General features: G+C 37.9%; 12 protein-coding genes. 4 read left to right on the top strand and 8 right to left on the bottom strand.

The genetic code is table 11. The features are described from left to right. From BELBA_RS20430 to BELBA_RS12610, 5 genes are all read right to left on the bottom strand, one after another. Complete coding sequence (locus BELBA_RS20430; RefSeq protein WP_342626368.1) at positions 1-123, bottom strand: hypothetical protein; 123 nt, start codon at positions 121-123, stop codon at positions 1-3. Next, positions 120-2123, bottom strand: a complete 2004-nt coding sequence (feoB, locus tag BELBA_RS12625) for a ferrous iron transport protein B (RefSeq protein ID WP_342626367.1) — start codon at positions 2121-2123, stop codon at positions 120-122. The genes BELBA_RS20430 and feoB overlap by 4 nt, the downstream gene beginning before the upstream one ends. A 60-nt stretch (positions 2124-2183) precedes the next feature. Next, on the bottom strand, positions 2184-2408 hold the full coding sequence (locus BELBA_RS12620; RefSeq protein WP_014773080.1) for a FeoA family protein: 225 nt from the start codon (positions 2406-2408) through the stop codon (positions 2184-2186). Positions 2409-2713: 305 nt separating this feature from the next. Further along, on the bottom strand, positions 2714-4987 hold the full coding sequence (locus BELBA_RS12615; protein WP_014773079.1) for a xanthine dehydrogenase family protein molybdopterin-binding subunit: 2274 nt from the start codon (positions 4985-4987) through the stop codon (positions 2714-2716). 12 nt (positions 4988-4999) lie between these two features. After that, positions 5000-5458: a (2Fe-2S)-binding protein gene (locus tag BELBA_RS12610; protein WP_014773078.1), complete on the bottom strand. Its 459-nt coding sequence runs from the start codon at positions 5456-5458 to the stop codon at positions 5000-5002. A 381-nt stretch (positions 5459-5839) separates the two neighbouring features. Here BELBA_RS12610 and BELBA_RS12605 point away from each other — a divergent pair, with 381 nt between their 5' ends. Further along, positions 5840-6739, top strand: coding sequence for a helix-turn-helix domain-containing protein (locus tag BELBA_RS12605; RefSeq protein ID WP_014773077.1), 900 nt, complete (start codon positions 5840-5842; stop codon positions 6737-6739). A 412-nt stretch (positions 6740-7151) separates the two neighbouring features. Here BELBA_RS12605 and BELBA_RS12600 read toward each other — a convergent pair whose 3' ends face one another. Genes BELBA_RS12600 through BELBA_RS12590 form a run of 3 tightly spaced genes read right to left on the bottom strand, consistent with a single transcriptional unit; the run spans position 7152 to position 9247 of the window. Continuing rightward, positions 7152-7592, bottom strand: a complete 441-nt coding sequence (locus BELBA_RS12600) for a nuclear transport factor 2 family protein (RefSeq protein WP_014773076.1) — start codon at positions 7590-7592, stop codon at positions 7152-7154. Positions 7593-7635: 43 nt separating this feature from the next. Next, entirely contained in the window at positions 7636-8088 is a 453-nt protein-coding gene (locus tag BELBA_RS12595; protein ID WP_014773075.1) for a nuclear transport factor 2 family protein, read from the bottom strand. A gap of 46 nt (positions 8089-8134) precedes the next feature. Beyond that, positions 8135-9247 carry an alpha/beta hydrolase gene (locus BELBA_RS12590; RefSeq protein WP_245531068.1) on the bottom strand — a complete coding sequence of 371 codons (1113 nt, stop codon included), beginning with the start codon at positions 9245-9247 and terminating at the stop codon, positions 8135-8137. A gap of 279 nt (positions 9248-9526) precedes the next feature. Between BELBA_RS12590 and BELBA_RS12585 the strand changes: the two genes are divergently transcribed. From BELBA_RS12585 to BELBA_RS12575, 3 genes are read left to right on the top strand one after another with little or no spacing between them, the layout of a single operon-like run. Beyond that, positions 9527-10375 (top strand): aldo/keto reductase, encoded by an 849-nt coding sequence (locus tag BELBA_RS12585; RefSeq protein WP_014773073.1) that lies wholly within the window; start codon positions 9527-9529, stop codon positions 10373-10375. A gap of 11 nt (positions 10376-10386) precedes the next feature. Beyond that, a complete protein-coding gene (locus BELBA_RS12580; protein WP_014773072.1) occupies positions 10387-11124 on the top strand; it encodes a carboxymuconolactone decarboxylase family protein in 738 nt (245 codons plus the stop codon). A gap of 11 nt (positions 11125-11135) precedes the next feature. After that, positions 11136-12197, top strand: a complete 1062-nt coding sequence (locus BELBA_RS12575) for an alpha/beta hydrolase (RefSeq protein ID WP_014773071.1) — start codon at positions 11136-11138, stop codon at positions 12195-12197. Positions 12198-12360: the final 163 nt, after the last annotated feature.

Below are 12360 nucleotides of genomic sequence, written 5' to 3'. Positions count from 1 at the left end.
TTAACTTAAAATTTGATAGGTCATCAAAGCGGCTAAATAGGCAAAAGCAGTCATCGCAAGAGTTTGGTAAACTGGCCACTTCCATGATTTTGTTTCTCTTCTGACTACTGCCAGCGTACTCATACATTGCATCGCAAAGCATAAAAGACCATCAACGAAATCCCAGTAGGAAAGTTAAATACCTTTTCACCTGAATCAGGTCTGATTTCCTGTGAAAGCTTTTTACGTAAAGTAACTTCTTCTTCAGCATCTTCTCCAATGCTGTAAATGGTAGCCAAAGTACCAATAAATACTTCTCTAGCAGCAAATGAAGTGATAATAGCAATCCCAATCTTCCAGTCATAGCCCAATGGTTTGATTACCGGTTCGATGGCTCTTCCCATTATGCCGATGAAGGAATTTTCCAATGCCTTAGATGCATAGTAGTTTTCCAGTTCTGCTATTTCAGTTTCTGAATTAGCTGACTCCATCATTTCATTTTTTTCAGCTTCTAATTTTGACATGCGAGAAGGGGGGCTATAGCTCGCTAAAACCCACAGGATAACAGAAACTGCAAGAATAACTTTTCCTGCTTCGAGTACAAAGACTTTAGATTTGCTGAACATAGTCAAGCCTACCGCTTTCCATCTCGGAATTCTATAAATAGGCAATTCAGTCAATAAATAACTTTTTTGATCTTGCTTGAAAATAAAATTCAATACATATGCTGCTCCTAAAGTGGCCACAACCCCTAGCAGGTACATTCCTAGCAATGCCAAGGCTTGATAACTAATTCCAAAAAGTGTGGTTTCAGGAATAATCAAGCCAATGATGATGATATAAACAGGCAATCTTGCCGAGCAACTCATCCAAGGAGCAACTAGAATAGTTATCAATTTTTCTTTTCTATTGCTAATAGTCCTAGCAGCCATAACTGAAGGAATGGCACAAGCCAAAGCTGAAATCAATGGGACAACACTTTTACCATGCATACCCAAAGGCCGCATGACTCTGTCCATCAGAAAAACAACCCTTGAAAGGTATCCTGTATCTTCCAGAATTGCCAAAAAGCCAAACAGCAAGGCAATTTGAGGAACAAAAATCACTACCCCTCCTATTCCCGGAATCAAGCCTTCTGAAATCAGATCCGTCAGAACCCCAGCAGGAAGATTAGTAGAAACTAAGGCTGAAAAACTCGCAAAAAAAGTATCAATCAAATCCATGGGCAACGAGGCCCATGAAAATATAGCTTGAAAAACCACAAGCATGATCCCTAAAAAAATCAAATAGCCTCCTATTGGGTGAATGAATACTTTATCCAGTTTCCTTGTGAAATCACTGCCCTTTTTGGATGAAAAACTTACAACTGAGTTGACAAGCGTTTTGATTTTCTGATTTCTCTTTTTCGCTTCTTCAAATTTGGCTTTGTTTAGCGAAAAACCTTGTTGCTCCACCAATTCCTTTATCCAAAGCTTATCTCTATTACTTAAAAATCTATTGGCCTCTGAAAAAACTATCATTTGAAAAGCGCGATAGTCTTGTTCAAGATTAAACCTTTCCTTGACCTTTTGAACGATGATCGGATCTATAATATCTGATAAATCTAAAAAATCTTTTGACTTGTGAAATTGATTTTCAAAAATCATCGTCCTAATCGCATCTAATCCAGTGGCTTTTCGGGCATCCGTCATGATAATTGGAACCCCCAATTCTTCATACAGCTTATGACTTTTGATTTGGATACCTTTTTTGTCAGCAAGGTCTTTCATGTTCAAAACAAAACCTATAGGAATCCCTAAATCCATTACCTGAGTAGCTAGAAGCAAACCTCTTTCCAGATTGCAAGCATCTAAGATAACAAGGACGGCATCAGGTTTTTCTGCTTCCATACCTGATAGCACATTGAACGCGACTACTTCATCTTCTGAATTTGGAAAAATACTGTATGTTCCGGGAAGGTCTATTAATTGAATCTTCGCATCTTGGTGATTTAAAAATCCCAAAGATTTATCCACTGTAACACCCGGATAATTCCCTATTTTTTGGTTTAATCCAGTCAGTTGATTGAAGATACTAGATTTTCCCACATTGGGATTACCCATGATTGCTATCGTCTGTACAGCTATTTTGTTTTTAGTTTCCATATTTTGGAAAATCCCAAATCCTTTAGAATGGTGATGAATTAAATAAGAAAAATACAGATTTTAATTTTGTGGTATAACCATGATCAATTTAGCTTCTGAAGGCCGCATACAGATGATATTCTCACCTACTTCGAAAGCATAGGTTCCTGCAAAAAGTGTTTTACCTGCTAGTCGAATTATTTTCCCCTCCATAACCCCTATTTCCAAAAGGTTGACATCTATATCAGAAGTCATGATTTCTTTGATGAGATAAGTGTTGTTTGGAGAAATTTCAGAAGCATTCATAGATAGCATTTTAACTTAATTACAAATATGCATTGTGACTGAAAGAAGAACAATACTTATTAAGATTTAATTTAAATAAACTGATTAAAGGTTGAATTGTTATCTTGATTGGGGATTACCCTTTTTCCTTTGTTCTTTAACCTAAATCGACCTTTTCAACCTAATTAACTAATAACCAATAAACATTTACACTCATCCATTCTCAATCTTTCCCTTTTCAACCCTGATGAATAAAAACCAGACCTATTTTTAACAAATAGATCTAGTTTTTACTAATTTACTTATTAACATTTGAATTTATAATTTTACAAATTCTTGATATCAGCTGCCTGATAATCATTCATATATGGTTGATTGTATTGCCTTCTACCCGATGATTTGTAGAGGGCATTGGCTAAAGCTGCAAAGATTGGTGGGAATAACGGTTCACCAAGCCCAGTTGGGTCATGATCATTTTTTACAAAATGTACTTCAATTTTCTTTGGTGCCTCTGGCATGCGGATCATTCTATAAGTATTGAAGTTGTTTTTTTGAGGAACTCCATCTTGAAAGCTCAACTCTCCAAAAAAAGCATTTCCAATACCATCTACAATAGCGCCTTCACCCATATTTGCAGCAGCATCTGGATTAACTACAATACCACAATCAACAGCAGCATATACATTTTCTACCACAGGTTTATTGTTTTCAATTTTTATATCTAACACTTCTGCAACATAAGAATTATGACAAAAATAGGCCGAAACTCCACGATGCAAACCCGATGAAGGCACATCCCACTTTGATTTTTCACGAACCAAATTCAGTACTTCCGCATAGCGCTCAGGATCATAATCATTCCTCTCTCCTACAGGATTCTTCTTTGCCCTATCCAAAAGTTCTAACCTAAAGTCTATTGGGTCTTTTCCCATTTCTTCCGCTAACTCGTCCAAAAAACTTTGCTCTGCTCCAGCGATAAAGTTGGATCTTGGAGCTCGGAAAGCTCCAATGGTAATATTTGACTCAATTTGCCAGCTTTCTGCAAGGTAATTGTCGATAGCCCCGGCTGGGAATCTATTAGCATGAAGTGGAGACTCTGGAATTCCTCCAGCTTTCACATGGAAGGCCAACAGGTTGTTGTTTTCATCCAAAGCTGCCCGGTAAGTGGCTGAATAAGTAGGACGATACACTCCCGCACTCATATCATCTTCTCTGGTATAAACCATTTTCACAGGTGCTTGGATTTTCTGGGAAATCAAGGCGGCTTCGGTCAAATGATGACTGTATGCTCTTCTTCCAAATCCGCCACCCATTCTGGCGAGATTGATCTGAATATTTTCTTTGGGAAGGCCAAGACTACTTGAAAGAGCATTCATAATTGACTCTGGGGCTTGAGTTGGCCCATAGATTACAGCCTTGTCACCTTTTACATCCGCAAATGCATTCATCGGTTCCATGGTGTTATGTGCCAAATACGGAGCTGTGTAAGTTCTCTCAATGATTCTGGCTGCCGATTTAAAAGCACTTTCAGGATCCCCATCTTTTCGCTGTACATTGCCTGGTTTACTGATGTACTCAGCCATTTTTTCTTTATGGATTGTTGAATTTTCCAAACCTCCAGGGACTTTGATGTCAATATTTTGCCCACCTCTTCCAGCCATAGGAAAGGTTGAGTCCGGAGTTTTTTCCCATTCTACTTTCAAACTTTTTTTAGCCTGTAATACTTCCCAAGTCGAATTTCCCACTATGGCAACGATCACAGGGAAAGTGGTTGTATCAAAGAAATTACGTCCATAATCATCTTTAAATATTTTGACTTCAAAAACATCCTGAATTCCGGGCATAGCAACAACGGAGCTCTTGTCAAATGATTTAAGCTTCATACCAAATGCAGGAGGATGAACTATTGCAGCATATTTCATTCCTTCTACTTTGTGGTCTATGGAAAACAAGGGCTTGCCAGTTACAATCTTTTTCCCATCCACATTCTTGATAGAGTTACCGATAATTTTAAAATCGGAAATTTCTTTCAGTTTTACAGATTCAGGATCCGGTGCTTCCAGAGTTCCTGCAAGGGACGCCATTTCTCCGTATCCCACTTTTTTTCCCGAAGACTTATGCTCTAAAATTCCATTTCTGGCGGTAATTTCATTTGCAGGTACATTCCAGGTTTGCGAAGCGGCAGAGACAAGAAGGTGCTTGGCTGTGGCACCTGCGGTCCGCAGCGGTTTCCAACTGGACCTGACACTATTGCTTCCTCCTGTGAATTGTCGCTCAAACCGCTCTGGATAAAAGTCTGCCTGTTCCACAAAAACGTTTTTCCAATCAACATCCAACTCGTCTGCCAGAATCATAGGCAGGGAGGTCTTGACATTTTGTCCAAACTCTGGATTTGGGTTGAAAAGTGTCACAGCTCCATTTTCACCGATTTTGATGTAACTATTGATTGTGAACCACTCCTCAGGCATGTTCAAAATTTCTTCTTCAGAAGGTTTACAACCAGCCAGCCAGCTAAAACTTAGCATCATCCCACCACCTGCAAGAGTAGATACTTTCAGGAAGGATCTTCTATTTAATTTTTTTTTATTCAATAAAGTCATACAGTTTGGAGATTAAAGTGATTTGGATGCGATTTTAATTGCTGTCTTGATCCGAGTATAGGTTCCACAGCGACAGATATTACCATTCATAGCTGTATCGATCTCCGCATCGCTTGGATTGGGAACATTTTTCAAAAGTGCTGCCGCAGACATAATCTGTCCTGTTTGACAATAGCCACATTGTGGTACATCGTGTTCCATCCATGCTTTTTGCAAAGGATGATCTCCATCTTGGGAGAGTCCCTCTATAGTTGTGATCTTTTGACCTTGAACAGATGATATTGGCAATACGCATGATCTTACCGCTTCCCCATCTAAATGTATGGTACATGCACCACATTGTGCAATACCACAACCATATTTCGTTCCTACCAGATCCAAGTGATCTCTCAATACCCATAAAACAGGTGTTGATGGATCAATATCTACAGTCTGTTCTTTTCCATTGATTGTAAATTCTATCTTTGCCATAGGAGTTTAAATTATCATGTGGTTTTAATATATCCCGTTGGGGAAATGATTTTATAAAATATCGGGAAAAAGAATGGAAAATCAAACCTATACCCACTTTATATCCATTTAATAATCAGAATAAGGTCTTTTAAAAGCAACTCTTGTTAGATCCTATAACTACTTTGGAAATCCACTGCCAACTTTTGAGCTGTTTCTTCTACGCAGTTTAATCTCTATTACTTCTTATCAATTTGCCTTATTTACAAATATCAAATAGTTTACCGAACATTCGTGTATATAAATTACGGAATTACTAACCAATCTTACTGATTTATGGTATCCACTTATGATTAATATTTTAGAAAAACCTATTTTTATAATCTAAAAAACCCTATTTGCATGGAAACTTTACGTCGCTTTGAAACAGTCAACGAATATAATGAATTCAACAAGAATGAGACTTTACACCCAATGATCAGTGTTGTTGATCTTTCCAAGGCAGATCCAAGACAAGGTTCACGAATGTATTTTAATTTCTATTGTGTCTTTTTAAAAGAAGTGAAATGCGGAGATATGGTTTATGGAAAGCATACCTATGACTACCAAGAAGGGACTTTGGTCTTTATGGCTCCAGGCCAGTTTGCAGGTGTAAGTAGTAACGGCGAATACTACCAACCCAAAGGCCATGCCCTGGTATTTCATAAAGACCTTTTGCATGGTTCTTCCTTAGGCAAACAAATGAATGAGTATTCCTTTTTCGGCTATCAGTCGCACGAAGCACTACACCTCTCTGAAAGGGAAAAAAACATCATTCTTGACACCTTGGGTAAAATCAAGTATGAGCTCGAACATGCTATTGATAAGCACAGTAAAAAGCTTATTTTATCCAATCTTGAACTGTTTTTAAATTATTGTACCCGCTTTTACGATCGACAGTTTATCACACGCGATACGGTTCATCAAGGTGTTTTAGAGAAATTTGAGGTTTCCCTCAATGAATATTTCCATTCAGAAAAGCCCCAGTTGATAGGACTGCCATCTGTGGCGTATTTTGCTGATCTTTTTCATTTGTCTGCCAATTATTTCGGAGATCTGGTAAAGAAAGAAACAGGGAAATCCGCTCAGGAATATATCCAGCTAAAACTGATCGATGTTGCCAAAGAAAAAATCAGTGATGTCAACAAAACAATGAGTGAAATCGCCTACGAACTTGGATTTAAATACCCGCAGCATTTTTCTCGGTTTTTCAAACAACATGCAGAACAGACACCAAACGAGTTCAGGAGTTCCCTGAATTAATCTGGAACAGGACTTGCCTAAATATCTGCCGCCATCTTTTTAGTAAATCCTACTCTTTAAGAAAAACATCCTTTCAAATTAAGTAAGTAATAGCTAGATATTTTATACATATCTGCTTTCTTACCAGTAGCCATTTAAATAATCTAAATCCTAAATTTAAATCGCTACGCAACAGGCACATATGTGGACTGTTAGATGTCGATACTTGTACGCCCAATTGACAATTATCCGCAAGATTATTTATTATAAAATCATTTACTGGTATCATTGAGGATAATAATATTTTATTTTTAGTTCTTAAAGTAACCTCTTCTTATACTTCTGTTTTAAGTTGCTAACAACAATATGACAACTTAAAGAATTAAAGTCTTGTGAATGTTATCTCGATTGAACTTCTCATTTTGGAAAATTATTATCCTGGAGAGTTGAGCTTCGTAAATGAGAGTGATCCCATTTTCCAATCTCCATCCATTTTAATATAAACTTCTGTAACCATGAAGGGATTGGTGACTTCATTTCCACCTACTTCTGCCAAAAGAGTAATCCGGCTAAGAAGTATGGCTGTGTTTTCGATAATCTCAACGGATACTTCATGGATATCGGCTTTTTTGTACCAAATCCCACCACCAGCTATGATATTTACCTCACGTTCCTTACCCCATGCACCGCCCATATGTACAAAAACTGACTTGTCATGGAAAAGATCAGAAAGCTTAGCAGTATCTTTAGCTGCCATCCATTCCCATTTTTTGTTTGAAAGTTCTATGATTTGCTGTTCTTCTGAAGAATTTTGAGCCAAAACCAACTGGTTTGCCAAAATAAAAAGGGATAAACAAAGGATTATCTTTTTCATATTATATCAAGTGTTTTAGTTTTTCTTTTTGGGACTTCTGTAGTTATTTCTCAATCTCATGGGTATCACGTACACTACTGAATGTCATAGCTAACATTTTCCAGTTCTCCTCCATTTTCTGATATACTTCTGTAACCGTAAATTCAACTTTTGCATCATTTCCACGGACAACCGATTCGAGGGTTATCCTATTCCATACCACAGCTGTATTTTCTGAAACCTCCACTGCCGTATCATAAATCGTGGCTTTTTTGTACCAGATACTTCCTGTCTCGATGATCTCAAGCTCTCTTTCCGTATCCCAGGTGCCACTCATGTGAACAAATTTTGCGTTTCCATGGAAAAGGGTTTTTAGCTTTTCAATATTTTTGTCTGCCATCCATTCCCATTTGTCTTTGGACAGTTGGGTTATTTCCTTTATATAATCTTTATTTTGCGCCATTGTAAAGGTTGCGTTAAGTAGTAAAAGTACTATTGCTATTAAGGTATTTTTCATAACTTTTCTGTTTTTTATTTTATAATACGATTATAGATACAATTAGTTAGTCTAATCTTTTCTCTTTGAGCCATTCTGCCATCAGCTCAGCAATCTCAAGATTGTTAAGGTCTGAAAATGGGAAATGGGTGTTGCCTTTGATACCGATCTCCGGCAAATGGATCAATGTAACATCTCCTCCTGCCTGATTGACCGCATCACGCCAAAGTTTGGCCATCGAAAGTGCAGCTCTCCATTGTTCCTGACCAGGATTCTCCACAGGTTCGGTGGGAATGAAGTCCCCATAATAGATAATTATAGGGATTTTAGTCAGTCTGAGAAAATCCTCTTGTGGGACTTCCAAAGCTCTTAATGTCCCACCCACATATGAAATTGGATCGGGTACATTTCCTTCTGGAAACAGGAAATTGCTTCCTGGTTCGTAAGATACAATTCCTTTAATATTACTGTTTTTAAGTGCTGTTAACCAACCTTGTCCACCGCTATGGGAATGTGTGACCAATATACCATCTCCAATTTTATCAAAAAGGGCTGAAATGGCTTCCGTATTCACTTCAAAATCAATCGGGCCAGTGTCTGGAGTGATTTGTCTGAAGAATTGATCCAAAGCTTTTGGATCTTTTGGGAACTGGACATTGGGATAAAATTCACTACTTGTCCCCAATCGGAATATCCCAAACCAAAGCTGGTCATCAGGCTTGGCTGAAATGACACCAGGAACAGTGCTCCTTGCCGCACGACCTCTTCGGGGTTGATCAATTAAATATACCGGATATTTTTTCCTTAAGAAAATATTTTGAAAACCTTCCCTACCATCAGGAGTAGTTTCCCAAGTCTTGGAATATTGTCCATACCCATGCCAAAAAACCAGGGGGAGTTTCTTTGCTTTCTTTGGAACCTGGTAGAAAACATAGGCATGATCACCATGCAAAGTCTGGCCTTCTGAGACTTGATCGGCTGGGTTGAAAGCTCCATGTTTGATGGGGTCAAAAGTACCTGATTCCTTTATGACTGTCCCTCCAACTGTAAAACTGCCTTGATCTTCAATTACAATAGGTTTTGATTTGTTGGTATTTTGTGCATAGAGTGATACGCCAATGGTTAGGGTTAAAAATAATGTGAAGAGTTGTCTTTTAACGGTATTGCGAATCATATTCATATTAAACAAAGTGTATAAATGCTTAAGCTTCTATTGTTGATACAAATTTACCCCTAATTCTCTCTGTTTCTTTTATATAAATTACGGTTTTACATACCAATTTTCCTGATATGGAGTCATTCATACCTATATCTTGTTCATACATTTTATGTGATCAGTGATTTTGGTAGGCAATACAGTAATGTGTATAAAAGACTGTCGGTTTTGTTTAGCGAAATTTGCATCAATGAAAATCCTAATCAATTTGAAGAAAATGGGACAGCTTAAATAATTAAAGTAATGGAGAATATAATATTGAACAACGGCATCGAAATGCCTTTACTGGGTTTTGGTGTTTTTCAAATTCCTGGTACAAAAGAATGTGAACAAGCAGTAAATGATGCAATCGAAATAGGTTATCGCTTAATCGATACTGCGTCTTCTTATAAAAATGAACAGGCAGTTGGAAATGCAATCAAGAGCAGCAATGTTCCAAGAGAAGATTTCTTTATTACTTCAAAACTTTGGGTACAGGATACAGGCTATGAGAAAACCAAGGCAGCTTTTTATAAAACATTGGACTTGCTCCAACTTGATTTTCTTGACTTATACCTGATTCATCAGCCAATGGGTGATATATATGGTTCTTGGCGGGCAATGCAGGATTTAATAAATGAGGGAAAAATAAAAGCCATAGGTGTAGCGAACTTTCATCCCGATAGAATAATGGATCTAAAGATAAATAGTGGACTTACCCCTGCTGTCAACCAAATCGAAACACATCCATTCCTCCAACAGGTTGATACACAAAAATTTCTTGGGGAAAACAATATTCAGATTCAGTCTTGGGGTCCCTTTGCGGAAGGGAAAAACAACCTTTTCCAGAATGGGGTTTTAGCTGCTATTGGAAACAAATACAATAAAACGGTAGCACAAATTGTCCTTCGTTGGCTGATGCAAAGAGGAGTGGTTGCCATTCCCAAGTCAGTTCGAAAAGAGAGGATGTTAGAGAATTTCGATATTTTCAATTTTGAACTGGCAGCAGATGATTTGGAAGTTATAGCTACATTGGACAGAGGCGCAAGTTTGTTTTTTGACCATAGAGACCCTAACATGGTTAGATGGTTAAGTGAGCACAAGATAGATTGAACATAGACAATATGATGATGAGGCAATTAAAAACAGTAACCTTGATATTCATTACAGTGAGTATTTCATTGTCCGTAAATTTTGCAAAAGCGCAAAAATTGCATACTACCCAAAACCTGAGTCCAAAACAAAAGAGTATTATTTCCATAGCATCACTTACAGCCAAGGGTGATCTGATCAATTTAAAGCCAGCCTTGGAATCAGGACTAGAATCAGGACTGACAGTAAATGAAACAAAAGAAGTTTTGGTGCATCTATATGCATATTGCGGATTTCCGAGGAGTCTAAGAGGGTTACAAACTTTTATGGAAGTTCTTGAGGAACGAAAAATCAGGGGTGTTATAGATGAACTTGGAAGGGAAGCTTCACCGATTCAAGAGGATGGAAACAAATATGAAAGGGGCAAAAAAATCATAGGGGAACTAACCCAGATACCACAACCCGACTCACTTACTGGCTATTCAGCATTTGCTCCCGTGATAGACACATTCCTGAAAAAACATTTGTTTGCAGATATTTTTGAAAGAGATGTTTTGGCTTACCCGGAGAGGCAATTGGTAACTATTTCAGTTCTAAGTACAGTTGGCAGGGTAGAGCCAATGCTTCGTTCACACCTGGCCATTTGTTTAAATGTAGGCTTAACTTCTGATCAGCTGAATGAATTTATTTCGGAAATCAAACCAATTCTAGGAAGAAAGAAAACCAAAGCAGCAAAAGCAGTTTTGGACGAAGTGCTGAATAGGCAATAAAATATAAAGAGATGAAAAAGATATTGTTAATAACATCATTATTAATTCCGATGCTAGCCATAAATTTATCAAATGCTCAAACTGCCCAAATGCAGCCAAAGAAAAATCCTTATTCTTTGGTTTACCAAGGGGCTATTGCAGAAAATATTAAGGGAAAAGTTAATATTGACCCTGTTACATATAAAATCAAAGACATTGCCATTGTTGCAAATGTTTATATACCAGCAAATTTTGATGCTTCTCAAAAGTATCCCACTATTGTTATTGCCCATCCAAATGGAGGGGTAAAGGAACAAGTTGCAGGGCTGTATGCTCAGCGTTTAGCTGAAAATGGATTTATAACCATTACGGCGGATGCAGCCTATCAGGGCGGTAGTGGAGGCACACCTAGAAACGTAGATAAACCCTCAAACAGAATAGAAGATATTCATGCCATGGCTGATTTTATTTCACAATACCCTGGGGTGGATACCTCAAGATTGGGATTGCTAGGGATCTGCGGAGGAGGGGGGTACGCATTGAAAGCAGCCCAGTCAGACAAAAGGTTCAAGGTCATAGCTACTTTAAGCATGTTCAATTCAGGCTTAGTTAGGCGCAACGGTTTTATGAACTCACAATTTTCAACTATCCAGGAAAGGTTGCAAGAGGCTTCCGATGCACGGGCGCAAGAAGCAGCAGGAGGGGAAATATTGTATTTGGGAGACGCACAGCCTACGGATGCGCAGATTGCAGCATTGCCGTTTGACTTATACCGTGAAGGATTTGAATATTATGGTAAAACACATGCCCATCCAAATTCTACTTTTAAATACACTAAAAGTAGCCTGTTGGAATTAATGACTTTTGATGCAAGCACAAATATGGATTTAATCAACCAGCCCTTATTGATGATTGCCGGGAGCAAAGCTGACAGCTATTATATGACAGACGAGGCTTTCCATAAAGCTACTAATGCAAAGAACAAGGAATTGTTTCTTATTGATGGGGCTACCCATATACAGACCTATTGGGAACCGGAGTATGTTGATCAAGCAGTAAATAAATTATTTAGTTATTTTCAAACCAATCTTTAAAAAAAAGACAATGAAAAATATTGATAAATTTCTTCTCCCACTTGTGATCATTCTATTTTTGTCATGTAATAAAAATCAAGTAACTACTCAGGTACATTATTTACTGACCAATATTCAAGTATTTGGAGTCTTGTTGCCCTCTGTGGTGTATTGATGCGTATTT

Source organism: Belliella baltica DSM 15883, assembly GCF_000265405.1.
GTDB lineage: Bacteria > Bacteroidota > Bacteroidia > Cytophagales > Cyclobacteriaceae > Belliella > Belliella baltica.
The sequence above is the reverse complement of the archived record's forward strand: the minus strand, read 5'-3'. Positions and strand labels throughout refer to the sequence as shown.